The sequence below is a fragment of the Promicromonospora thailandica genome, assembly GCF_024171955.1.
In the GTDB taxonomy this organism is placed as follows: domain Bacteria; phylum Actinomycetota; class Actinomycetes; order Actinomycetales; family Cellulomonadaceae; genus Promicromonospora; species Promicromonospora thailandica.
In genome coordinates, this window is sequence record NZ_JAMTCS010000008.1 from 17,149 (window position 1) to 41,593 (window position 24,445).

Here is a 24,445-nt window from a genome sequence, read left to right on the forward strand (position 1 = left end):
CGCCACTTTTTCGGTCGGTCGCACGGCTTGACGGGCCCTCGGGAGGCATTAAGTTAGGTCAGGCAAACCTAAGTTCCGGTTTCGCCCCCCTTCCCCGCGATCCCTCCCGAGGAGACTTTCGCATGCCCTCACGCCTGCCCGCAGCGCCGCCCGTGCCCAGCGCCGTGCACCACGACACGACCGCGCTGCTGCGCGGGGCCACGGCCGACGCCTACGCGGACACGGTCCGCGACGTCGCGCGCGACGTCGCGGCCCGGCTCTCGGCCGTCACCCAGCCCTTCTCGGGCGCCGGCCGCGCCGAGCTGCAGGACCTTGTCGACGCCGTCGACCTCGACGGGCCGGCGTCCGGCACGGCCGAGGCGCTGCGCGAGGCAGGCGAGCTGTACGCGCAGCACGCGATCTGGTTCCACGTGCCCGCCTACGCCGCGCACCTGAACTGCCCCGTGGCGCTGCCCGCGGTGGGCGCCGAGACGATGCTCGCCGCCATCAACACCTCGGTCGACACCTACGACCAGTCCACGGTCGCCACGCTCATGGAACGGCGCCTCGTGGAGTGGACGGCGGGCCGGATCGGCTTCCCCGCCGGTGGCGCCGACGGCGTCTTCACCTCGGGCGGCACCCAGTCGAACTTCCAGGCCCTGTTCCTGGCGCGCGAGAAGGCCCGCCGGGCGGGCACGCGCCTGGAGTCCATGCGGATCCTGACCACCGGCGTGAGCCACTTCAGCATCGCCAAGTCCGCCCTGCTGCTCGGCCTGCCCGACGACGCCGTGGTCACCGTCGGCACCGACGCCGACGGCCGCATGAGCCCCGACGCCCTGGCCCGCACCCTGGTCGACGTCGAGCGCACCGGCGACGTCGTGATCGCCGTCGTCGCGACCGCCGGCACCACCGACCGCGGCTGCATCGACCCGCTCGGCCCCGTGGCCGACCTGTGCGACGCCGTCGGCACGTGGCTGCACGTCGACGCCGCCTACGGCTGCGGCCTCCTGGTCAGCCCCACGCGCCGCCACCTGCTGGCCGGCATCGAGCGAGCCCGCAGCGTCACCGTCGACTTCCACAAGGCGTTCTTCCAGCCCGTGTCCTCCAGCGCGCTGATCGTGCGCGAGCGTGCCGACCTGGCGCCCGTCGCCTGGCACGCCGACTACCTCAACCCGCGGGAGGAGGACGGCGAGCCCAACCCCGACCTCAACCAGGTCGACAAGTCCCTGCAGACCACCCGCCGGTTCGACGCCCTCAAGCTCTGGGTCACGCTGCGGGCCCTCGGCCCGGACGGCGTCGGTGCGCTCGTCGACGCCGTCTGCGACCTGGCCGCCGCCGTCCACGCCGACCTCGCCACCGACCGCGACCTCCGCGTCGTCGGCACCACCGACCTGTCCACCGTGCTGTTCCGCTACGAGCCCGACGGCCTCGACCCCGAGCGCGCCGACGCCCTCGTGCCCCAGGTGCGCCGCGTGCTGTTCGACTCCGGCCGCGCCCTGGTCGCCAAGACCGTCGTCGACGGCCGGCCCTGCCTCAAGCTCACCCTGCTCAACCCCGACGCCACCCTCGCCGACGTACGCGGCGTGCTCGAGCTGGTCCGCTCCGCCGCCCACGGGCTGCTCGCGGGGGAGGCCCTCACCGACACCGACGAGCCGCCGTGCCGGACGGTGCACCCTCGCCTGGCCCGGACCGAGGGGGAGGGCTGATGGCCGGCACGCACGTCCACGACCTGCCCGTCCACGATCTGGTCTGCGTCGGCCTCGGCCCCTTCGGCCTGGGCCTGGCCGCGCTGGCCGACCCGCTCGACGACGTCGACGCCGTGTTCCTGGACCAGCGCGACGGCTTCTCCTGGCACCCCGGCATGCTCATCGAGGGCACCACGCTCCAGGTGCCGTTCCTGGCCGACCTGGTGACGATGGCCGACCCCACCTCGCCCTACTCGTTCCTCGCCTGGCTCAAGGCGACCGGGCGGCTGTACCCCTTCTACATCCGCGAGTCCTTCTACCCGCTGCGCGCCGAGTACGACGAGTACTGCCGCTGGGTGGCCGGGCAGCTCACCACGCTGCGCTGGGGGCGGCGGGTCACCTCGGTCGTCCGCGTCGCCACGCCGGACGGGTACCTGTTCGAGGTCACCGCCGAGACCCCGCACGGGTCGGAGAAATACTGTGCCAAGCACCTCGTGCTCGGCACCGGCACCCAGCCGCGCCTGCCCGCGGTTCTGCGGGGACTGCGGGGCGCGGGTCCCGTCGTGCACACCGGCGACTACCTGACGCACCGGGAGGCGCTCGCGGCGTCGGGCTCCGTGACGGTCGTGGGCAGCGGGCAGAGCGCGGCCGAGGTGTACCGCGACCTGCTGGACGGCTGCGGCACCGGGCCGGGGGAGCACCGCCTGGACTGGGTCACGCGCTCGCCCCGGTTCTTCCCGATGGAGTACACCAAGCTGACCCTCGAGATGACCTCCCCGGAGTACACCGACCACTACGTGTCCCTGCCCGCCGCGCTGCGCGACACGCTCGGCCGCGAGCAGCGCAACCTCTACAAGGGCATCAGCGGCGACCTGGTCGACGACATCTACGACACGCTGTACCGCCGCTCCGCCCTCGGGCGGGAGCTGCCCACCACGCTCCTGTCCGACACCGAGGTGGTCGCCGCCCGGTACGACGCCGACGGCACCGACGGCACAGGGGAGTACGTGCTGACCCTGCGGCACGGCCAGCTCGGCACCACCGCGGAGCACCGCACCCGCGCGGTCGTCGCCGCCACCGGCTACGCGGCGTCCGTGCCCGAGTTCCTCGCCCCCGGGCTCGTGGACCTCGACGAGCGGGGCCGCTACGTCGTGGCCCGCGACTACACCGTGGACGCCGACCGGCGCGTGCACGTCATGAACGGCGAGGAGCACACGCACGGCGTCACGGCGCCCGACCTCGGCTTCGGCGCCTGGCGCAGCTCGGTGATCCTCGCGGCGGTCACCGGCCGCGAGCCGTACCCGGTCGAGCGGCGCATCGCGTTCCAGCAGTTCGGCCTGCCCGGGGCCCGCGTCGCGACGGAGGCGGCCCGATGAGCGCGACGTACCGCACCACCACGCGCCTCGGGGAGGTCACCGTCGAGCCCGTCGTCCCGGCGCGCGACGCCGGCCTGGTCCAGGCCTGGCTCGCCCACCCGTCGGCGTCCTACTGGCAGATGGGCGGGCTGACGGTCGAGGAGGTGCGCGAGTACCTGGCCGCCGTGCAGGACCACCCGCACCAGGACGCCTGGCTCGGGCGCCTCGACGGCGAACCGGTCTTCCTCACCGAGACCTACGACCCGGCGCACGTGCTGCTCACCCCGGTGCACGACGCGCAGCCCGGCGACCTCGGCATGCACCTGCTCGTCGCCCCGCCCGACACGCCGCGGCACGGGCTCACCGACGCCGTCATGACCGCTGTCATGCGGTTCTGCCTCACCGAGGGCGACGGCGGTCGGGGCGCCGCCCGCGTCGTCGTCGAACCCGACGTCGGCAACCGCAGGATCGCCGCCAAGAACGCCGCCGCGGGGTTCCGGGTGCTGCGCGAGGTCGACCTCGGCCGCGGCGCCCACGCCAAGCGCGCGGCCCTCAGCGTGGCCACCCGCGCCGACTTCACGGCCTCCCCGCTCGGTGCCGGCGTCGACCCCGCCCCGCACCTCGCACCCGGACTCATGGAGCACGCGCACCGGCACCTGGTCGCCAAGACGCTCGCCGAGCTCACCCACGAGCGGCTCTTCGCCCCGGTGCCCGACGGCCCCGACGGCGCCCACCGGCTCGACCTGGACGGCGTCACCTACCGGTTCACCGCCACGCGCCACGCCCTGGAGCACTGGGTGGTCGACCCGGCCTCCGTGCGCCGCACCGCGAGCGCCGGCGCGCGCGGCGGCGTCGGGCGGCAGGTCGAGCTGCCCGTCGACGCGCTCGAGCTCGTCGCCGAGCTGGGGCCCCTCCTGCAGGTGCCCGACGACCTGCTGGCCGTCTACCTCGAGGAGCTCTCCTCGACCCTGGCCAGCGCCGCCGCCAAGCGTGAGCGCGAGCTCGACGGCACCACCGCCTCCGTCCGGGGTCTGCTGGACGCGATGCGCACCGCGTCCGACGCCGGGTCGGTCGCCGCCTCGTTCCAGCAGGTCGAGGCCGCCATGTCCGAGGGCCACCCGAGCTTCGTGGCCAACAACGGCCGCATCGGCTTCTCCCTGAGCGACTACCGTGCCTACGCCCCCGAGCGCGGGCAGCGCCTGCGCCTGCACTGGCTCGCGGCCCGCCGCGAGCACACCCACCTGGCCCTGGCCGCCGACGGCACCGAGGCCACCCACTACGGCACCGAGCTGTCCGACGCCGAGCGCACCGCCTTCGCCGACCGCCTGGCCGCCCGCGGCCACGACCCCGCCGACTACCTCTACCTGCCCGTGCACCCGTGGCAGTGGGACCACCGCGTGGCCGTCACCTTCGCCGCCGACGTCGCGCGCGGCGACCTCGTGCCGGTCGGGCCCGGGGCCGACGAGTACCAGCCGCAGCAGTCCATCCGCACCATGTTCAACCGCACCCGGCCCGAGCGGCACTACGTCAAGACGGCGCTCGCCATCCAGAACATGGGCTTCCTGCGCGGGCTCTCGCCCGCCTACATGCGCGCCACCCCCGCGATCAACGACTGGGTGGCCGACCTCGTCGCGGGCGACGACACGCTGCGCCGCGCCGGCTTCGGCGTGCTGCGCGAGGTCGCCTCCGTGGGCTACACCGGCGACGTCTACCACCGCACGCCCCGGCCCAACCCCCACCGCAAGATGCTCGCGGCCCTGTGGCGCGAGTCGCCCCTGCCCCGGCTGGCGCCCGGCGAGCGGCTCGTCACGATGGCGAGCCTGCTGCACCGCGACGCGGGCGGCGCGGCCTTCGCCACCGCCCTCGTCCGCGCCTCGGGCCTCCCGCCCGAGCAGTGGCTGACGGCCTACCTCGACGCCTACCTCTACCCCCTGGTCCACTGCCTGCTCAGCCACGAGCTCGCCTTCATGCCGCACGGCGAGAACCTCATCCTCGTGCTGCGCGACGGCGTCGTGGTGCGCGCCCTCATGAAGGACATCGGCGAGGAGGTGGCCGTGCTCGGCCACCGCACCCTGCCGCAGACGGTCGAGCGCATCCGCGCGGTCGTGGACGACGACGAGAAGGCGCTCGCGATCTTCACCGACGTGTTCGACGGCGTGCTGCGCCACCTGTCGGGCATCCTGGCGGCCGACGGCGTGCTGGCCGAGGACCGGTTCTGGGCGCTGGTGGCCGGCACGATCGACCGGCACGCGGCCGAGCACCCGGACCTGCGCACCCGGATCGACCTGCGGGCGGAGCGCTTCGCGCACTCGTGCCTGAACCGGCTCCAGCTGCGCAACACGCTGCAGATGGTGGACCTGACCAACCAGTCGGAGTCGCTGATCTACGCCGGGGAGATGGACAACCCCGTGCGCAGGGTCTCGATCAGGGGATGATGTCGCCCGTGGACTTCGACCTGTTCCGTGACGAGCTCGGCATCCCGCACGTGCGGGCGGCGTCGGAGGCCGCGGTGGCCTACGGCCAGGGCTGGGTGACCGCGCAGGACCGGGGGCTGCAGGTCGAGGCCGACCGGATGCGGTCCGAGGAGCGGTTCGCGGAGCTGGCCGGCGAGACCGGGGCCGCCTGGGACCGGTTCGCGGCGCGCGAGCGCCTCGCCGCGACGGCCCGCGCGATCCACGACGCCGCCGGCCCGGCCGAGCGTGCCTGGCTGGCCGCCTACGCCGACGGCGTGAACGCCGGCCTGCTCGCCGGCGGCCGGGACGTGCCCGAGCTGGCGGACGTGCCCCACCGGCCGTGGGAGCCCTGGACGCCGGTCGGCGTGTTCCTGGCCGTGCACGTGCTGTTCAACGGGTTCCCCCAGGTGCTGTGGCGGGCGCACGTGGCCCGGCACCTGCGTGTGCCCGGCGTGCCGCCGGAGCGGGTGCTGCACCTGTTCGACGCCGAGGCCGGGTCCGGCTCCAACGCGTGGGCCGTGCACGGCGACCGCACGGTCTCGGGCAGCCCGCTCGTGGCGGGCGACCCGCACCGCACGCTGGAGCTGCCGGGGCCGTACCAGCAGGTGCGGCTCGTGTGCACCGACCCGGCCGGGTCGTTCGACGTGGCCGGCCTGGCCTTCCCTGGCGTGCCCGGCGTGCCGCACTTCGCGCACGCCGTCTCGCCGGCCGGGTCGGTCGCCTGGGGTATCACCAACGCCGCCGCGCACCACGTGGAGGTGGTCGCGGACGGCGCGGACGCCGCCGACCCGGGCGCCTGGCGTCTGAGCTGGCCGGCGCGCGAGCTGTCCGACGTCGGCGTGGCCGCCTGGCGCACCCTGCTGCACGCCCGCACCGCGCGCGACGTGGCCGACGCCTTCGCCGGCTGGGTCGACCCGGTCAACCGGGTGCTGACCGCGGACGACACGGGGGAGGTGCTCAGCCTGACCGCGGGCCGGGTGCCCGCCGCGGCCGACCGCGCGCTGCCCGCGGCCCGGCCCGCCGACGGCTGGGTCCGCCTCCCGGACCCCGTGCGGGTGACGCAGGCCGCCGTCGACGCGAACGAGCGGCCCACGACCCAGGCGCCCGCCGGGCAGGACGGGCGGCCCGGCGCCGGTCCGCGCGACCTGCGGCCGGACCGGGAGGCGCACGACCTCGGCTGGTCCTACGTGCCGCACCGGGCCGAGCGGATCCGGCAGCTCCTGGCCGCCGCCACCGCACCGGAGTCGCCCGCCACGCAGGCCCGCATCCACGGCGACACGCGCGACCTCGGCGCGGCCGGCCTCGTCGCGCACCTGGGGGGCGACCCGTCCGCGGCCGCCGTCCGCCTGCGCGCCTGGGTGGCGGCGGGCGCGCACGTCGACGCGGCCTCCGCCGACGCCGCCCTGTACATGCGCTGGCGGCACGCCCTGACGCAGCGGCTCGCCGCCCACCCGGCCCTCGCGCCGCTGCACGCCCCGCACGGGCTGGACCCGGCGCTGGAGCCCCTGCTCGGCAGCGTGTTCGACGTGCCGACGGCGGTCGGCGCGGGCCTGGCCGGCCTCCTCGCCGCCGACTGGCTCGGGATCGACGGCGCGACCGAGGCTGCCGGGGCGCTGGCCGGTGTGCCGGACGACCGGCCGGTCTGGGGCGACCTCCACGTCGTCGCGCCGACGGCCCCGGTGCCCGCGCTCGCGGCCCCGTACGCCGCGGCGGTGCGTCCGGCCCCGGTCTCGGGCAACAACGAGTCGGTGCGCTGCACGGGCGGCTCGCCCGGCCTGGCGACCACGGTCTACCGCGGGTCGGTGGCCCGGTACGTGTGGGACCTGTCCGACCGGTCGCGCAGCCGGTGGGGTGTGCCGTTCGGGTCCGGCGGACGCCCCGGCGGCCCCCACTTCGACGACCAGCACGCCACGTGGGCCGCCGCCGGCACGGTGCCCGTGGTGACCGACCTGGACGATCCGGCGCGCCTGTACCCGCAGGACACGACCCGGCGCCTGCTCAACGGGATCCGGGGTGCCCAGGTGTGGCGCGGCGACTTCGGCGCGCACGGTGCCGTGACCGCCCACGTGCTCGACCCGGACGCCGACGCCGGCCTGCTGCACGGGTGGTTCACGCAGCCGCGGGCGGCCTTCTGGGGCATGGGCGAGCACACGCGCGACGAGGTGCGCGACACGTACGCCTACGTCGAGTCGCTGCCCACGCACCACGCCTACCTGCTGCGCTGGGACGACGAGCCCGTGCTGCTCGTGCAGGCCTACCACCCCGAGCACGACCCCGTGGCCGCCGCCTACGACGTGGCGCCCGGCGACCTGGGCATGCACCTCTTCCTCGGCGGGCGCGGCCCGACGGCGCGGCACGGCGCGCCGCGGGACGCGTGGACGGTGCTCGGGCCGGCCCTGCGCGACTTCCTGTTCGCCGGGCCGGGCACGCGGCGGCTCGTCGCGGAGCCCGACGCCCGCAACGAGCGGGCGGTGCGCCGCATGGCCGCGCTCGGCTTCACGGTGGGCGGGGAGGTCTCGTTCGAGTCGGCGCAGGGACCCAAGGTGGCGCGCCTGGCGTACCTCACGCGCGAGGAGGCCTACGGCGCGGGCGTGTGACGCAGGTCACCGCACCGGTAGGTGCTTACCGAAACTAACATCTTGCGCCCACGCGGATAATGGGAGTGATGCCTCCCACAGACGAACGCTCGAATCGATCCGAACCTTCCTCTGAGCCCCGGAGCGAACTCTCCACCTTCGCCTCCGTCCGCCGCCTGCATCCCTACGTCCGCACCGCGCTGCCGCGGCTCGCGGCCGGGCTGGCGGCCTCGCTGGGCGCCAGCCTCATGGCGCTCGCCATCCCGCGCGTGCTGCAGTGGGTCACCGACGGCCCCCTCACCGCAGGGGCGCGGGACCACGACTGGTCCGGCCTGGCCTGGTCGGTCGCCCTCGTCGCCGTGCTCGGCGCGGGGGAGGCCGGCCTGATCCTGCTGCGCCGCACCCTCGTGATGTTCCCGGGAACGCGCGTCGAGGCCGCGATGCGCATGTCCCTGTTCCGCCACCTGCAGGACCTGCCGGTCTCCTTCCACGACCGCTGGCCCGGCGGGCAGCTCCTGTCCCGCATCATGGGCGACCTCGGCCTGCTGCGCCGCTGGCTCGTCTTCGGCATCATCCAGCTCGTGGTCAGCATCGTGACCATCGTCGTCGGCGTCGGCCTGCTCGTGGCCACCGGCGGCTGGCTCGGGATCATCTTCCTGTGCGGCGCGATCCCGGTGACCGTGCTGGCCTTCCGGTTCTCCCGCCGGTACCGCAAGATCTCGCGCCTGTCCCAGGACCAGTCCGGCGACCTCGCCACCACCGTCGAGGAGTCCGTGCACGGCATCCGCGTGCTCAAGGCCTTCGGCCGCGGCCCCGACGCGCTCGACCAGTTCACCGAGCAGGCCGCCGAGCTGCGCGAGACCGAGATCCGCAAGGCCACCACCGACGCGGGCCTCACCACCGCGCTGCGCGTCATCCCCGAGGTCACCCAGGCCGTCGCGCTCGTCGTGGGCGCCTACCTCGTCGCCCAGGGCGACATGACGCTCGGCGCCCTGGTGGCCTTCTTCACCACCACCGCCGTCATCAACGGCCCCGTGGTGGACCTCGGCATGACCCTGTCGATGACGCTCAACGCGCGCACCGCCGTCGACCGGTTCTTCGAGGTCATGGACACCGTCAACCCCCTCACCGACCCGGAGCGGCCCGCCCGCCCCGAACCCGTGACCCCCGGCCGGGGCGGCGCCACGGGCGGGCACGTCGCCTTCCGCGACGTCACCTTCCGGTACGACGACGCCGCGCGCCCCGTGCTCCGGCACGTCGACCTCGAGCTCCCGCCCGGTACCACCACGGCCCTCGTCGGCCTCACCGGCTCCGGCAAGTCGACCCTCGCGATGCTCGCGCCCCGCCTGTTCGACGTCACCGTGGGGCGCGTCGAGGTCGACGGCGTCGACGTGCGCGACCTGACCCGCACGCAGGTGCGCGAACGCGTCGCCGTCGCCTTCGAGGACCCCACGCTGTTCTCCGCCTCCGTGCGGGACAACGTGCTGCTCGGGGTGTCCGACGACCTGCCGGACGCCGAGCGCGAGACCCTGCTCGCCGAGTCCCTCGAGATCGCCCAGGCGCACTTCGTCGCCGACCTCCCGGACGGCGCCGACACCCGCATCGGCGAGGAGGGCATGTCGCTGTCCGGCGGGCAGCGGCAGCGCCTCGCCCTCGCCCGCGCCATCGCCGCCCGCCCCCGCGTGCTGGTGCTCGACGACCCCCTGTCCGCGCTCGACGTCACCACCGAGGAGGCCGTCACCGCACGCCTGCGCGACGTCCTGGCGGCCACCACCACCCTGGTCATCGCCCACCGGCCCTCCACCGTGGCTCTGGCCGACCGCGTCGCCGTGCTCCAGGACGGCCGCGTCACCGCCGTCGGCACGCACCAGGAGCTCCTCGCGAGCGACCCGCACTACCGCCACATCATCTCCAGCCTCACCTCCGAGCCCACCCCCAGCCCCACCTCACAGGAGGCGCTGTCATGACGGCCACCACCGACCAGCCCACCCGCCACCGGCCCACCGACGCGGCCACGGACGACGCCACCCTGCTCGGCAAGGAGGCCTCCCGCGCCGTCCGTCGCCGCTCGATGCGCCTGCTCGGCGACCTCCTGCGCCCCCACACGAAGGCCCTGGCCTGGGCCGCGCTGCTCGTGGTCGCCTCCACGCTCGGCCAGGTCGCCGGGCCGTGGCTCGTCGCCGTCGCCATCGACCGCGCGGTCCCGGCCCTGGCCGACGGGTCCGGCACCCCGCTCGCGCTCACCGGCGCCGGCTACCTCGCCGCCGCCGTGCTCGGGGGCGTCGCCGCGGGCGCCTACGTGCGCGCCGCCGCCCGCATCGCCCAGGCCGTGCTGCTCGACCTGCGCCGCCGCGTCTTCCGCCAGACCCAGCGGCTCTCCCTCGAGTTCCACGAGTCCTACACCTCGGGCCGCATCATCTCCCGGCAGACCTCCGACCTGGAGGCCCTGCGCGAGCTGCTCGACGGCGGCCTCACCGGCGTCGTCTCCTCGCTGCTGCTCATGGTGTTCACCTTCGCCGGCCTCGCCCTGCTCGACTGGCGCTCCGGCGTCGTGCTCGCCGTCGCCTTCGTCCCCGCCTGGCTGCTCACCCGCTGGTTCCAGCGCATGTCCCAGCGGTACTACCGCGAGCAGCGCACCGCGTCGGCCCGGCTCATCGTCAAGTTCGTCGAGACCATGACCGGCATGCGCGCCGTCCAGGCGTTCCGCCGCCAGCCCACCACCGAGGCCGAGTACGGGCGGCTCGGCGAGGACTACCGCGACGCCAACCTGCAGATCTTCGGCGTCAACGGCCGCTTCCAGCCCGGCCTCATCCTCATCGGCAACCTCACGGTCGTCGCGGCGCTCGCCGTCGGCGGCTGGCGGGTGCTCGACGGCGCGCTCGAGGTGGGCGTGCTCGCGGCCGTGCTGCTGTACTGCAAGCGGTTCTTCCAGCCCGTGCAGCAGCTCGGCATGTTCTACAACGCGTTCCAGTCGGCCACCGCCGCGCTGGAGAAGGTCTCCGGCCTGCTCGCGGAGGAGCCCACCGTCGTCGAACCCGCCCGGCCGCTGCCGCTGCCGGGCGGCCGGGCCCGGGGCGAGCTGCGGCTCGACCACGTGCGGTTCCAGTACGGCGACGGCCCGGTGGTGCTGCCCGACCTGGACCTCACGATCCCCGCGGGCCAGACCGTCGCCGTGGTCGGCACCACGGGCGCGGGCAAGTCGACGGTGGCCAAGCTGGTCACGCGGTTCTACGACGCGTCGGCCGGCGCGGTGCGGCTGGACGGCGTCGACGTGCGCGACCTGGCGTCGGCGGACCTGCGCCGCGCCGTCGTCATGGTCACGCAGGAGGCCTACCTGTTCAGCGGGTCGGTGCGCGAGAACATCGCGCTCGGCCGCCCGGACGCGACGCAGGCCGAGATCGAGGCGGCCGCGCGTGCCGTGGGCGCGCACGAGTTCGTCCTGGAGATGCCCGACGGGTACGACACCGATGTGAACAAGCGCGGCGGGCGCGTGTCCGCGGGGCAGCGGCAGCTGCTGTCGTTCGCGCGCGCGTTCCTCGCCGACCCGGCGGTGCTCGTGCTCGACGAGGCCACGTCGTCGCTCGACATGCCGGGGGAGCGGCTCGTGCAGCGCGGCCTGCAGACCCTGCTCGCCGACCGGACCGCGATCATCATCGCGCACCGGCTCTCGACCGTGGCGATCGCCGACCGGGTGCTCGTCATGGAGCACGGGCGCGTCGTCGAGGACGGCACGCCCGAGGAGCTCGTCGCGGGCGAGGGGCGGTACGCGCGGCTGCACGCGGCGTGGCGGGACTCGCTGGTGTGAGCCGCGCTCAGCGCCCGCCGAGGTGCCTTCCGAGCGAGCCCGCGAGCACGCTCAGCGCGTGGTCGAGCTCGGCGTCGGTCACGCCGCCGAACCCCACGACCAGGCCGGACAGCCGCGCCGTCCGGCAGTAGTCGGCCAGGACGGGCAGGTCGAACCCCGCGGCGCGAGCGGCGTCCCGCGCCGCGCGGGCGGCGTCCGGCCGCGTGAGCCAGGTCGAGTACATCCCGGCCAGAGGGCCGGCGAGCTCCGCGTGCGGTCCGAGCGCGGCGGCGACGCGCGGCGCCCGGGACGCGTAGACCCGGCGGGCCGTGCGGACCACCCTGTCGACCCAGCCGTCCCGCAGCAGCGTGAGCAGCGCGCGCTGCGTGGGCCACGGCGGCGTGTCGTGCGTGACGACGCGCCGCCGCAGGAGGCGGTCGTGGAGCTCCGGCGGTGCGACCAGCCAGCCGAGGCGCAGGCCCGGGCCCACCGACTTGGCCGCCGTGCCGAGGTAGGCCACGCGGGACCGGTCGAGGGCCGCCAGCGCGGGCACGGGGGCCACGTCGTAGCGGAACTCCGAGTCGTAGTCGTCCTCCAGCACGACGGCGTCCGCCGCGCGCGCCGCGCCCAGCAGCGACAGCCGGTCGGCCGCCGGCATGACCCGGCCCAGCGGGTGCTGGTGGGCGGGCGTGACGTACGCGGCCACGCACCCGGTCAGGTCCGTGACCGGCGCGACGGCGGGGTGGTCGACGACGCCGCGGCCCACCGCCCGGACCGTCTCGACGGCTGCGCGGTACCCCGGGTCCTCGACCAGCACGTCACCGGTGCCGAGCACGCCCAGGAGCTGACGCAGCCCGTCCGTGGTGCCCGCCGTCACCAGGATCTCGTCGGGCTCGACGGACAGGCCCCGGGTGCGGGCGAGGCGCTCGGCCAGCGCCTCGCGCAGCTCGGGCAGGCCGAGCGCGTCCGGGTAGCCGCGCGGCGCCCGCGCCACGGACACCTCGCGCCACGCCCGCCGCCAGCCCGGCAGGTGGCGCGGGTCGATCCACGGGGTGCCGGCGTCGAGCCGCACGTAGCGCTGCGTGCGTGTCGCGGGCCGAGGCGCGGCGGGCGCCACGGGCAGCACCTCGCCCGAGGCGACGAACGTGCCCGAGCCGCGCCGCGTCTCCACCCAGGCCTCGGCCAGGAGCTGGTCGTACGCCTGCTCGACGACGGCGCGCGCCACGTGCAGGTCGGCCGCCAGGGCGCGGCTGGAGGGCAGGCGGTCGCCGGTGGAGAGCGTGCCGTCGGTGACCAGGCCGCGCACGGCGGCGGCGAGCTGGGCCGGGAGGGGTTCGGGGCGGGTCCGGTCGAGGCGGACGGGGAGCATGCGGTCTCCGTGCTGTGTGCTGGTGCGTGTCGCGAGTGGCCTGTTCGGACGGGCCGGAAATGGCCCGTGCCGGGGGGCCACATCGGGGCCAGGCTAGCGTTCATGACCACTGCACCGCTGTCGCGCACCGCACCGCTCTCGCCCACTGCCCGTACCACCCCGACGCGTGGCAGGACGCGCCAGGTCGACGACCGGGCGCGCCTCATGGCGCTGCTGTCGGACGCCCTCGTGGCGCACCTGGGCGTCGTCGCCGGTGCCCATCCCGTGGTGCTGCCGACGGCCTTCGGCGTGGACCCCGACGGCCCGGACGCCGGCGGCACCCTGTACCTGCACGGGTCGGTGGCGGCGGGCTGGCTCGCCCCGGCCCTGGAGCAGGACGTCTGCGTGACCGTCACCGAGCTCGACGGCCTCGTGCTGGCGCGCACGGGCTTCCACCACTCGATGAACTACCGTTCCGCGGTGGTGATCGGTCGGCCGCGCCGCGTCACGGAGCCCGAGGAGCGACGCCGGGCGCTGGACCTGATCGTCGACCACATGGTGCCGGGCCGGTCCGCGGACCTCCCGGCCGCGACGCGCAAGGAGCTCGCGGCCACGGTCGTGGTGGCGCTGCCGCTCGCCGAGGCGTCGATGAAGCAGCGCACCGGGGGAGCGACCCTCGAGCCGGGCGACCTCGAGCTGGCCGGCTGGGCCGGCGTCATCCCGCTGCGCCGGGTCGCGTCCGCGCCCCTGACGGAGGACTACGTGGCCGAACCGGTGTCCCCGGCGGTGCTGCGGCGCGCGGCGCAGCTCGGTCTGCCGGCGTCCATGTCCACGTCCACCCCTGAGGCGGGTTAGGCGCCGGCCTCGGGCGCGGGCCCGCAGCAGGTCGAGCCAGGTGGCGAGGGAGGCGTCGAGCGCGGCGTGCAGGTTCTCGGCGTCGGCCCGTACGGGATCCCCGTCTCACGACTCCCGGCCGGGACTGCTGCGGTGCGGTGATGGCGTGGCCGAGAGCTGTGCGTCCGGCGTGGGGGGCAAGGGCTTCGTGATCAGAAGGGTGGTTCGTCGGAGGCGCGGGGCATGCCGGGGATGGGTGAGGGGGCGGGCCGGCGTGCGGGGTCGCGGGGCCGGGCTTGGCGGGGGCCGGTCCGGCCGAGCTGGTGCCGGATGTCGTCGGCGAGGCTGGTGATGTCGTCGCTGGGGTGTGGCGCGGGGCTGGTCGCACGGCGTGCGGCGGGGTCGTGCGTCGGGATGCTGCCGCTGCCGGCGCCCATGCCGCTGCCGGCGCCCATGCCGCTGCCAGCGCCCATGGCGATGCCGGCGCTGGTGTCGTCGGTGCCGTGCTCGTCGGTGTCGGGGACGGTGTCGGGGACGGTGTCGGTGTGGTCGGGTCGGTGGGGTGGCCGGGTGTAGGTGTGGCCGGTGGGTGCGGTCCAGGTGGTGATCCCGGTGTCGGAGTCGCGGTGGACGTCCCAGCCGCCGTGCGTCTTGGCCAGGTGGTGCGTTCGACACAGGGCTTGCAGGTTGGTGGCGCGGGTCTGCCCGGGCGCCGCGGGTGTGGCGTCGGGGTCGTGGTGGTGGTCGTAGGGGTCGATGTGGTCCAGGTCGGCCCAGCGGGCGGGGCGCTCGCACTGGGGAAAGGTGCAAGTGGCGTCGCGGGCGGTGACGGCTCGGCGCAGGGTGGTACCGGGTTGGTAGGTGTGGGTCGAGTAGTCGGTCAGGATGCCGGTGGTGGGGTCGGTGAGCAGGCGTTGCCAGGTGGCGTCGGTGGCGATGCGGGTGGCTGTGTCGGCGGGGATGGGTCCGTGGTGGTCCAGGTGGGCCGGGGTGTCGTCCAGGCCGAGCAGGGTGGTGGCGGGCAGGGTGATGCGGATCTGGGGCCGGGCGGGGATGACGTGGACGGTGGTGGCTCCGCAGGTGCAGCCGCCGCAGGTGCACCCGGTCGCCGGCACGGTCGTGCGCGGAAGTCGCTCACCCACGCTGGCGCCCGTGCTGCTGGTGCTGCCCGTGCTGCCTGGGGTGTCTGCGTTGTCGGGGGTGCACTGGGGGTGGGGCGGGACGATGAGGCGGCCGGTGGTGATGGCGACCAGGGCGTCGGCGCGGGCCTGGGCCAGGGTGCGGGTGGTGCCGGGGGTGCGGGTCAGGGTGTGGGCGGCCTGGTCGATGGTGTCCCACAGGGCGGCGGCGTCGGTGGCGGGAAGGTGGGCGCTGATCCAGGTCATGTGGTTGGCGGCGGGGTCGTGGTAGACCGCGCGGCGGGTGTGGGCGTGCTTGACCACGGCGGTGGTGCCGTGCAGGGCGGTGGCGTGGGCGTTCATCTTCTCGCGTAGCCAGCGGCGGGTGTGGTCGGGGGCCTGGGGCAGGTAGCGGGTGATGGCCTGGTCGCGTTCGGAGACGGTGGGGGGGTTGCCGGCGTGCAGGAGGATGTCGGCCTTGGCGGTGTCGATGTGGGCGTGGTGCAGTGCGTGCAGGACCTGCGGGTGGGTGGTCAGGGCGGTGCCGCGGGCCAGAAGCTTGGTGGCCTCGGTCTGGGGGATGCGGAGGCGGGCGCTGATCTCGCTGGTGGCGGCGTTGTGCTCGCGGGTCCAGGACCGGCGTCGGGCGATCTGTGCGGTCGCGGCTGACTGCATCGCGGTGGCCCAGGAGATCACTTCCTGCCAGCGGGCGGCGGCGTCCAGCAGGACCGCGTCGTCCAGGTCGGCGATCGGCAAGGCCTCGAGAAGGCGCACCAGACCCGCCCCGACCGGGTGCCCGTCCAAGCCCGCCGCGGCGTCCAGACCCGGCCCGGCGTCCGAGCCGTCGGCGTCCGGCGTGTCGGCTTCCGGCCCGGCGGTGCCAGTCGCCTCGGGTCGGGTGTGACCGCCGGTCCAGGTCAACACCGCGGTCGGCAGAGCACCCTCGCGCCGGTCGCGGCAGATGCCCCAGCTCAGCAGCGTCGTCAGCGACGCGCCCCCGGTCGCCCGGGTTCCGTCCCCGAGGGTGTCCTCGACGAGGCTGCACATCCTGCCGATCTCCATACTCGCACCCATCCGACCCCTCCTTGCACCCATGTCGCTCAACAACCCTGACACCCTCGAATATACGTTCGATCAGTCACCTCTGCAGCCCGGAATCCGAATCTGTGGACAACCCCGCCGGGTCTGTCGGAGCCCGCTGCTAGCATCCCGTCCGTGACTCCGCACCGTTCCGTCCTTCCCCCTCCGGCCGCCTGACCGGAGCGGTACCACGACCGGCCCCGGTGGGCCGGCGTCCAGGCGTGCTCCGTGACCACGACCGTCCCGGAGAACCCGGGAGAACTCGGAACACGCCAGGCCACGGCCTGGCCAGGAGCACACATGTCATCCACCCGAACCGGGCTGCTGCTCGTCTGCCTCGCCGGAGTCCTGTGGGGCACCGGCGGCCTCGCGCTGGAGATCTTGCGCGACCACTCGCCGCTGTCCGTCCTCATGGTCAGCGCCTACCGCATGCTCGTCGCGGCCCTCGCCCTGCTGGTGGCGTCCGTGGTGCTGCGCCGAGGTCCGCGGCTCCTCGCGCTGGTGCGCGCGTACCCGGGGCGCTCGGTCGCCGTCGGGCTCGGCACGGCCGCCTACCAGGCGCTCTACTTCGGATCGGTCACGACGGCGGGGGTCACCGTCGCGACCGTCGTCAGCCTGGGCCTGGCCCCCGTGCTGCTCGCTGTCGTCGACCTGGTCCGCGCACGGCACCGGACGGTCACCCGCGGCACGCTCCGCCTGGCGCTGGTGCTCGGTGCGGCGCTGTCCGGCCTCGTGCTCGTGAGCGCGGCCTCGGGCTCCGGCGCAGCCGTCGGCACGCGACCCGTCGTCGGCCTGCTGCTCGCCGTCGCCTGCGGCTGCGTCTACGCGGCGACGACGGCGCTCGGCAGCACCGTGCTCACGTCGGCCGACGCCGACCCGCTGGCCCTGACCACCGTGGCCACCACGGCCGGCGCCGTCGGCCTGGTGCCCGTCGCGCTCGTGGGCGGCGGACCGTTCGTGACGAGCGACCCCGTCGCGCTCGGGACGCTCGGCTACCTCGGCCTGTTCACGATGGCCCTGGCCTACGGGCTGTTCTACACGGGCCTGCGTACCACGCGCAGCGGCGCGGCGGTGGTGGCGACGCTGCTGGAACCGGTCACCGCTGCGGTCGCGGCCGCCGTGGTGCTCGGGGAGCGGCTGGGTCTCGCGGGCGTGATCGGCTCGGTGCTGATCCTCACCGCGGTGGCCGGGCTCGACGAGCCCGGCGCGTAGCTCAGGCGAACGACCAGCGCCCGCCCTGCTGCGGCTGCTGCGGCAGCGGGGCGGGCGCCCGGTCGACGGCGGCCACCTGGCCGGTGTTGTACTGGTCGGCGATGTACTGGCTGAACTGGCCGGAGTCGAGGTGGGAGCTGTCCACGTAGTCGTGACCCGCCGCGTACCCGGCCGATCCGTACCCGGTCTGCGCGTACCCGTCGGCCGCGGGCGCCGCGTGGTGAGCCGCCGCGTGCGCCGCCGCGTATCCGGGCTCCGGCCGGTAGGCCGGGTACGCCCCGGTGCTCACGTGCTGCGCGGCCGGCTGCCACCGGTCGGTGGGCGGGTTGGGCGTGTCGAACGACGCGGCGGCGTGCACGGCGGCGTTCTGGGCCGCGAAGAGCGCCGAGGCGCCCGCGTCCGGCTGCACACCGTTGAGCTCCCCGTGGATCCGGCCGGCCAGGTTGGCCGCGATGGCGAACCGCAGCGGCGCCAGGGAGTCCACGGACATGGTGCCCGTCACGGCGGGTGGCGGGAGGAAGGCGAAGACCTCGTCGTCGCCGAGCCGCAGGCCCTGGGCCAGGGCGGTGCTCAGCGTCTCCTCGAGCAGGTACTCGGCGCGCCCGTCCGGCTCCTCGAGCTCGGAGAACATGGCGTCGAGCGTGTTCCAGCGGCGTTCGAGCGTGCCCTCGACGGTGTCGAGGAACCACCAGCCGTCGATCGACTCGAGGAACATGTCGCCGAAGCAGGAGGCGAAGCGCGGGGTCTTGTCCCCGATCCCTATCCACGACCAGGACGACAGCGCGAACTCGTAGGCGTCGGGCGTGAATTCTCGGATCAGGTGCACCCTGCGAATGTTGCCATGGTCACACTCGGAGCAAAAGAGGCGTACCGGGCACGTAACGATTCGGCTCGGGTGAAAAAGGGAAAGGTTTTCCTCCCTGTAACACGACGGGCAGCATGCCGGACGCGAGCGGGCGCTCCGGAAACAGGTGGCCGCCCGCCCGGCGGCGTCGTTACGGTCGCGCCATGGATCAGCACGAACGCGTCGCGGAGCCGGACCAGGAGCGGCTGGACGAGCGCGTCCAGGAGTACTACTCGGGCCGCACCGGCTGGGACGAGCACGCCCGGCTGACGACGCTCTGGGCGCAGGGCCGCGTCGAGCACACCCGCACGCAGGAGCTCGTGCGTGCGCGGCTCGCGCCGGGGGCCCGGGTGCTCGACGTCGGCGGCGCCACCGGCGTGCACGCCGCGCCGCTGGCCGAGGACGGCTACGACGTGCTGCTGGTCGACCCCGTGCCGAGCCAGGTGGCGCGCGCGGCCGAGCACGGCACGTTCGAGGCCCGGGTCGGGGACGCCCGCGACCTGGCGGCACTGGGCCTGGCCGACGACTCGTTCGACGCGGTGCTCCTGCTCGGGCCGCTGTACCACCTCGCCCGGCGGGAGGACCGGCTGCGCGCGCTGCGTGAGGCGGTGCGCGTGACCCGTCCCGGCGGCACGGTCGCCGCGGCGGCGATCACGCGGCTGGGCGGTCTGGTCGGGCGTGGTTACGAGCTGTTCCCGCCGTCGGCGTGGTACGCGATGCTCACCCAGGGGGTGCCGCCGGAGATGCGGTTCCCGAGCGGGCACTTCCACGACGCGTCCGAGCTCGCCCAGGAGGCAACCGACGCGGGCCTGGCCGACGTCGTCGTGCACGGCGTCGAGGGTCCGGCGGGTGGCGCGCTGGAGCGCGTGCCGGGCGACGACCCGCGCGCGCCCGAGCTCGCCGAGGCCGCGCTGACGATCGCCCGGGCCCTGTCGACCACCCCGGGTGTGACCGACATGAGCCAGCACGTCCTGGCCCTGGGGACGGTCCGCGACAGCGCGGTCCCGGAGGACACCGACGGTACGGTCACGCCATGACCACACCCGAGACCAGCCGCGTCCCCCGGGCCGACCCGCCGCTCGTCGCCGACGAGGTGACGATGCTGCGCACCTTCGTCAACCACTACCGGGCCACGATCCTGCGCCAGTGCGAGGGGCTGACGGCGCACCAGCTGCGCACGCCGCACCCGCCCTCGACCATGACGCTCGCCGGCCTGCTCAAGCACCTCGCGTACGTCGAGGACGTCTGGTTCTCGGTGCGCCTGCTCGGCAACGAGCCCGCACCGCCGTGGGACACGGTGGACTGGGACGCCGACGTGGACTGGGACTGGAACAGCGCGCTCACCGAGACGCCGCAGGAGCTGACGGCCCGGTTCGACGCCGCGGTGGCCGCCTCCGAGCGCATCCTCGACGAGGTGCTGGCCCAGTCCGCGGACCGGCAGGAGGACGCCCTGGACCGGCTCACGGCCCGTCCCGGCCGTCAGGGGCCGATCTCCCTGCGCTGGATCCTGGTGCACATGGTCGAGGAGTACTCGCGCCACGCGGGCCACGCCGACCTGCTGCGCGAGGCGCTCGACGGCGCGACCGACCTGTAGGCACCGGCCTCAGAGCAGGAACCACGCGTACCCGGCGGCCTCCAGCACCAGCCAGAACCGCAGGAACCGCCCCACGAGGCCCGTGCCCAGGAACAGCCACATCCGCACCCGCAGCACGCCGGCCACCACCGACATCACCATGAACGGCGGCACGCCCGCGAACGCGCTCGCCAGCAGCACCGCGCCCGTGTAGACCGGGCGGCCGTCGGTGCGGTCGCGCCAGCGGGCCATCGCGGCGTCGACGCGGGGCGAGTCGAGCTTGCGGCGCAGCCAGGGCAGGCGCGTGGTCCCCGCGCCGGCCCAGTACCAGACCAGCTTGCCCAGCACCTGGCCGACGGCGGCCACGGCGGCCAGGACCGCGCTGGGATACGTCCCGTCCGCCGCGGCGATCGCCAGGTACCCCTCGAGCGCGAGGAACGCCGCGACCGCCGCGGCAGCGGAGTAGAGGAACGTCGAGACCAGGAGCACGAGACGGCGTCAGGCGGCCACGTCGGCGCCCGCGGCGACCAGCTGCCGGATCAGCGCCTCGGCCGGCGGCGCCGGGGGCCCCACCGTGAGCGCCATGACCCGGCGCAGCGCACCGGGCAGGGGCGCGGTCGCGATACCCGGGTGCCGGTGCGCGCGCAGCGTCAGGCCGGGCAGCAGGCTCACGCCCGCACCGGCGGCGACCAGCGCCTGGACCGCCACGTAGTCGTCCGTCTCGAACGCGATGCGCGGGGCGAAGCCGACTGCGGCGCAGCGTGCGACGAGATCGGCCCGGCAGCGCTCGCAGCCCGCGATCCACTCCTCGTCGTCGAGCGCCCGCAGGTCCGGCACGAACCCGGGGCCCGGGGCGGCGTCCAGGTCGGCCGCCGTCACCAGGTTCACGGGGTCGTCGAGGATCGTGGTCGACTCGAACCGCGACAGGTCGTCCATGGTGCGCGCGTGGCGCACGTCCATGTGCTCGAACACGAGCGCCACGTCGACCGCGCCCGACTGCAGCGCGGCCACGGCGTCCGGCGGCTCGTGCTCCACGAGCCCCACCGACAGCCCGGGGTGCTCCTGCACCAGGCGGGCCACGGCGTCCGGCACGAGCGTGGCCAGCGCGGACGGGAAGGCCGCGAGCCGCGCCCGGCCCGCGCGCAGCCCCGCGAGCGCGTCCAGCTCGCGCCGCGCACCCTCCACGCGGCCCAGGATCTCCTCGGCGCGGTTCGCCAGCAGCCGTCCGGCCTCCGTGAGGCGGACGCCGCGGCCGTGCCGCTGGAGCAGCGGGATCCCGGCGTCGGCCTCCAGGCGGGACAGGTGATGGCTCACCGACGGCTGCGCGTAGTGCAGCTCCTTCGCCGCGGCCGTGACGGAACCGGTGCGGGCCACCGCCGCCAGGACCCGCAGCCGGGTGAGGTCGAGCTCTGCGGTCATGGACCCAGGCTAGCCCAGAAAGATAGGCAGCATCGATAGAAAGTCTTCGTAACGCGTATTGGACCTATGGGTCATGTGCGGGTCACGCTGGAACCATGAACCCGACTGCTCCGGCGTTCGCCCCCGCCCTCCCCACCATCGCCGACGTCCTCGCCGCACAGGCCCGCCTCGACGGCACGGTCGTCCGCACGCCCGTGGGGGAGTACGCCGAGCTCGCGCGCGCCACCGGAACCACCGTCGTCGTCAAGCACGAGAACCAGCAGCGCACCGGCGCGTTCAAGGCCCGCGGCGCCACCAACCTCCTGCTGTCGATGACCCCCGCCGAGCGCGCCCGCGGCGTCGTCGCCTACTCCACCGGCAACCACGCCCAGGGCATCGCCTACGCCGCCCGCCTCACCGGCACCGCCTGCACCATCGTGATGCCCGACGACCCCAACCCGCTCAAGCTGCGCGCCGTGCTCGACCTGGGCGCCGACGTCATGCTCCACGGCGCCACGTTCGACGACGCCCGCACCCGCGCGACGGCGCTCGCGGGGGAGTCGGGGGCGCGCCTCGTGGGCGCCGCGAACGAGCCCGACATCATCGCGGGCGTCGGCACCCTGTACCTCGAGCTGTTCCAGCAGGCACCGGGCCTCGACGTGCTCGTCGTCCCGGTCGGCGGCGGGTCCGGCGCCGCGGCGGCCGGCCTCGTGGCCGCGGCCGTCGCGCCCGGCACCGAGGTGATCGGGGTGCAGTCCGCCGGCTCGCCGGCCGCCCACGACTCGTGGCACACCGGCCACCTCGTCGAACGACCGAACCGGACCCGGGCCGAGGGCCTCGCCGTCGGCACCGGGTTCGAGGTCACGCAGGAGATCATGCGCGCCCACCTCGCCGACTTCGTGCTCGTCACCGACGAGCAGATCGCCGCCGCCCAGCGCCTCTACCTCACCGGCGCCCGCACGGTCGCCGAGGGCGCGGGCGCGGCCGCCCTCGCCGCCGTCCTCGCCGACCCCGACCGGTTCGCGGGGCGGCGCGTCGGCGTCGTCTGCACCGGCGGCAACGCGGGCGCCGCGGAGCTGCGCGACGCCCTGACCGGCACCTGACCAGCACCCGCTGACCGGCACGCGCCGGCCGGGACCCCCGGCTAGGCTCGTCCGCATGGCCCGCTACTTCGACGTCCATCCCGTGGACCCCCAGCCCCGCACGGTCGGCCAGGTGGTCGCCATGCTGCGCGACGACGCGCTCATCGCCTACCCGACGGACTCCTCGTACGCGCTCGGCTGCCGCATGGAGTACCACGACGGCGCCGACCGCATCCGCGGCATCCGGCGGCTCGACGACAAGCACCACTTCACGCTGGTCTGCTCCGACTTCGCGCAGCTCGGCCAGCTCGTGAAGCTGGACAACTCCGCGTTCCGGGCCATCAAGGCGGCCACGCCGGGCGCCTACACGTTCATCCTCCCGGCCACCTCCGAGGTGCCCCGCCGCCTCGCGCACCCCAAGAAGAAGACGGTCGGCGTGCGCATCCCGGACTCCGCCGTGGCCCAGGCGCTGCTGCGCGAGCTCGGCGAGCCGCTCCTGTCCTCCACGCTCATCTTGCCCGGCGCGACCGAGCCCATGACGGACGGGTGGACCATCAAGGAGGAGCTCGACCACGTGCTCGACGCCGTGGTCGACGGCGGCGACGCCGGCACCGAGGCCACGACCGTCGTCGACTGGTCGGACGGTTATCCACAGGTGGTCCGCGTCGGGGCGGGCGACCCGGCCCGCTTCGAATAACCTAGCCGCATGCCCTCACCCACGACCGACCCCACCGGGCTCGAGCAGGCCCGCACCAAGATGACCGAGGCAGGCGTGGCACCCGCCGCCGTCGAGACGTTCACGCGGTTCTACCACCTGCTCCAGGCGGGCGAGACCGGCCTGATCCGCGAGGACGACGTCGACCCCCTCGTCGACATCCCGAACCGGGCTGACCTGAGGATCAGCGACGCCGACGCGGCCGACGCCCTGGGCCGCACCGCGATGCTCAAGCTCAACGGCGGTCTCGGCACCTCCATGGGCATGGACCAGGCCAAGTCCCTCCTCCCGGTGCGCGAGGCGCCCGACGGCACCGAGGTGCTCACCTTCCTCGACATCATCGTGGGCCAGGTGCGCGCCGCGCGGCAGGCCACCGGCGCCCGCCTCCCGCTGCTGTTCATGAACTCCTTCCGCACCCGTGACGACTCGCTCGCGGCGCTGGAGCGCTACCCCGACATCGCCGTGGACGGCCTGCCGGTCGACTTCCTCCAGAACCGCGAGCCCAAGCTCCTGGCCGACGACCTCACCCCCGTCACCTGGGAGCAGGACCCGGACCTCGAGTGGTGCCCGCCCGGGCACGGCGACCTCTACCCGGCGCTGCACTCGTCCGGCGTCGTCGTGGCCCTCCTGGAGGCAGGCTTCCGCTACATGTGCGTCTCCAACTCCGACAACCTCGGCGCCACCCCGGACGCGACCATCGCCGGCTGGTTCGCCGCGTCCGGCGCCCCCTACGCCGCCGAGCTCTGCCGCAAGACCCCCGCGGACGTCAAGGGCGGCCAGCTCGTGGTCCGCAAGGCCGACGGCCGCATCGTGCAGCGCGAGACCGCCCAGACCCACCCCGACGACGTCGCCGCGTCCCTCGACGCCACCCGCCACCCCTTCTTCCACACCAACAACCTCTGGTTCGACCTCGAGGCGCTCGCGGCCGAGCTCGAGCGCACCGGCGGCGTGCTGGAGCTGCCGCTGATCCGCAACGACAAGACGGTCGACCCCGCCGACCCGGCCTCGCCCGCCGTGGTCCAGATCGAGTCCGCGATGGGCGCCGCCGTCGCCGTCTTCGAGGGTGCCACCGCGATCGAGGTGGAGCGGTCCCGGTTCCTGCCGGTCAAGACCACGAACGACCTGCTCGTGCTGCGCTCCGACGTCTACGACCTCACGGCCGACTACCGGCTCGAGGCGCAGGCGCCCGCGCCGCTCGTCGACCTCGACAAGGACCACTACAAGCTGATCGACGGCTTCACGCGCCGCTTCGCGGCCGGTGCGCCCTCCCTGCGGGACGCCGACTCGCTCACCGTCCGGGGCGACTGGACGTTCGGGTCGGGCGTGCGTGCCGAGGGCAAGGCAACGCTGAGCGGCGAGGGCGGCACGGTGCCGGACGGCGCGACGATCGGCGCCGAGGGCTTCTGACG

The 24,445-nt window shown here is 74.8% G+C and carries 18 protein-coding genes; 13 read left to right on the top strand and 5 right to left on the bottom strand.

The window, feature by feature from the left end:
* Nucleotides 1-122 precede the first annotated feature (122 nt).
* From APR03_RS13475 to APR03_RS13500, 6 genes are read left to right on the top strand one after another with little or no spacing between them, the layout of a single operon-like run.
* A complete protein-coding gene (locus APR03_RS13475) occupies nucleotides 123-1,685 on the top strand; it encodes a pyridoxal phosphate-dependent decarboxylase family protein (RefSeq protein WP_253836395.1) in 1,563 nt (520 codons plus the stop codon).
* Nucleotides 1,685-3,040, top strand: coding sequence for a lysine N(6)-hydroxylase/L-ornithine N(5)-oxygenase family protein (locus APR03_RS13480; protein ID WP_253836397.1), 1,356 nt, complete (start codon nucleotides 1,685-1,687; stop codon nucleotides 3,038-3,040). The genes APR03_RS13475 and APR03_RS13480 overlap by 1 nt, the downstream gene beginning before the upstream one ends.
* A complete protein-coding gene (locus tag APR03_RS13485; RefSeq protein WP_253836399.1) occupies nucleotides 3,037-5,454 on the top strand; it encodes a GNAT family N-acetyltransferase in 2,418 nt (805 codons plus the stop codon). Before APR03_RS13480 ends, APR03_RS13485 begins: the two co-directional genes overlap by 4 nt.
* 8 nt (nucleotides 5,455-5,462) lie before the next feature.
* A complete protein-coding gene (locus APR03_RS13490) occupies nucleotides 5,463-8,069 on the top strand; it encodes a GNAT family N-acetyltransferase (RefSeq protein ID WP_253836401.1) in 2,607 nt (868 codons plus the stop codon).
* A gap of 59 nt (nucleotides 8,070-8,128) precedes the next feature.
* On the top strand, nucleotides 8,129-10,015 hold the full coding sequence (locus APR03_RS13495) for an ABC transporter ATP-binding protein (RefSeq protein ID WP_372494872.1): 1,887 nt from the start codon (nucleotides 8,129-8,131) through the stop codon (nucleotides 10,013-10,015).
* Entirely contained in the window at nucleotides 10,012-11,853 is a 1,842-nt protein-coding gene (locus APR03_RS13500; protein ID WP_253836405.1) for an ABC transporter ATP-binding protein, read from the top strand. The genes APR03_RS13495 and APR03_RS13500 overlap by 4 nt, the downstream gene beginning before the upstream one ends.
* 7 nt (nucleotides 11,854-11,860) lie before the next feature.
* Here the strand turns inward: APR03_RS13500 and pdxR are convergent, their stop codons facing one another.
* Nucleotides 11,861-13,201, bottom strand: coding sequence for a MocR-like pyridoxine biosynthesis transcription factor PdxR (gene pdxR, locus APR03_RS13505; RefSeq protein ID WP_253836407.1), 1,341 nt, complete (start codon nucleotides 13,199-13,201; stop codon nucleotides 11,861-11,863).
* A gap of 102 nt (nucleotides 13,202-13,303) precedes the next feature.
* Here pdxR and APR03_RS13510 point away from each other — a divergent pair, with 102 nt between their 5' ends.
* Nucleotides 13,304-14,035: a pyridoxamine 5'-phosphate oxidase family protein gene (locus APR03_RS13510; RefSeq protein ID WP_253836409.1), complete on the top strand. Its 732-nt coding sequence runs from the start codon at nucleotides 13,304-13,306 to the stop codon at nucleotides 14,033-14,035.
* A gap of 191 nt (nucleotides 14,036-14,226) precedes the next feature.
* Here APR03_RS13510 and APR03_RS13515 read toward each other — a convergent pair whose 3' ends face one another.
* Nucleotides 14,227-16,206: an HNH endonuclease signature motif containing protein gene (locus APR03_RS13515; RefSeq protein ID WP_253836411.1), complete on the bottom strand. Its 1,980-nt coding sequence runs from the start codon at nucleotides 16,204-16,206 to the stop codon at nucleotides 14,227-14,229.
* 306 nt (nucleotides 16,207-16,512) lie between these two features.
* Between APR03_RS13515 and APR03_RS13520 the strand changes: the two genes are divergently transcribed.
* A complete protein-coding gene (locus tag APR03_RS13520; protein ID WP_253836413.1) occupies nucleotides 16,513-17,424 on the top strand; it encodes a DMT family transporter in 912 nt (303 codons plus the stop codon).
* A 1-nt stretch (nucleotide 17,425) separates the two neighbouring features.
* On the opposite strand, the gene APR03_RS13525 is transcribed toward APR03_RS13520, so the two are convergent.
* Nucleotides 17,426-18,250 (bottom strand): DUF1851 domain-containing protein, encoded by an 825-nt coding sequence (locus APR03_RS13525; protein WP_253836415.1) that lies wholly within the window; start codon nucleotides 18,248-18,250, stop codon nucleotides 17,426-17,428.
* 182 nt (nucleotides 18,251-18,432) lie between these two features.
* Between APR03_RS13525 and APR03_RS13530 the strand changes: the two genes are divergently transcribed.
* Entirely contained in the window at nucleotides 18,433-19,305 is an 873-nt protein-coding gene (locus APR03_RS13530) for a class I SAM-dependent methyltransferase (RefSeq protein WP_253836417.1), read from the top strand.
* On the top strand, nucleotides 19,302-19,862 hold the full coding sequence (locus tag APR03_RS13535; protein ID WP_253836419.1) for a DinB family protein: 561 nt from the start codon (nucleotides 19,302-19,304) through the stop codon (nucleotides 19,860-19,862). The genes APR03_RS13530 and APR03_RS13535 overlap by 4 nt, the downstream gene beginning before the upstream one ends.
* Nucleotides 19,863-19,871: 9 nt before the next feature.
* On the opposite strand, the gene APR03_RS13540 is transcribed toward APR03_RS13535, so the two are convergent.
* Nucleotides 19,872-20,330 carry a VTT domain-containing protein gene (locus APR03_RS13540; protein ID WP_253836421.1) on the bottom strand — a complete coding sequence of 153 codons (459 nt, stop codon included), beginning with the start codon at nucleotides 20,328-20,330 and terminating at the stop codon, nucleotides 19,872-19,874.
* Between the two features lie 9 nt (nucleotides 20,331-20,339).
* Nucleotides 20,340-21,260, bottom strand: a complete 921-nt coding sequence (locus tag APR03_RS13545; RefSeq protein ID WP_253836422.1) for a LysR family transcriptional regulator — start codon at nucleotides 21,258-21,260, stop codon at nucleotides 20,340-20,342.
* A gap of 95 nt (nucleotides 21,261-21,355) precedes the next feature.
* On the opposite strand from APR03_RS13545, the gene APR03_RS13550 reads away from it, so the two are divergent.
* The 3 genes from APR03_RS13550 to APR03_RS13560 are packed head-to-tail and all read left to right on the top strand — an operon-like array spanning nucleotide 21,356 to nucleotide 24,443.
* Nucleotides 21,356-22,342 carry a threonine ammonia-lyase gene (locus tag APR03_RS13550; protein ID WP_253836423.1) on the top strand — a complete coding sequence of 329 codons (987 nt, stop codon included), beginning with the start codon at nucleotides 21,356-21,358 and terminating at the stop codon, nucleotides 22,340-22,342.
* Nucleotides 22,343-22,397: 55 nt separating this feature from the next.
* Nucleotides 22,398-23,018, top strand: coding sequence for an L-threonylcarbamoyladenylate synthase (locus APR03_RS13555; RefSeq protein WP_253836424.1), 621 nt, complete (start codon nucleotides 22,398-22,400; stop codon nucleotides 23,016-23,018).
* Nucleotides 23,019-23,027: 9 nt separating this feature from the next.
* A complete protein-coding gene (locus APR03_RS13560; protein ID WP_253836425.1) occupies nucleotides 23,028-24,443 on the top strand; it encodes a UTP--glucose-1-phosphate uridylyltransferase in 1,416 nt (471 codons plus the stop codon).
* Nucleotides 24,444-24,445 lie beyond the last annotated feature (2 nt).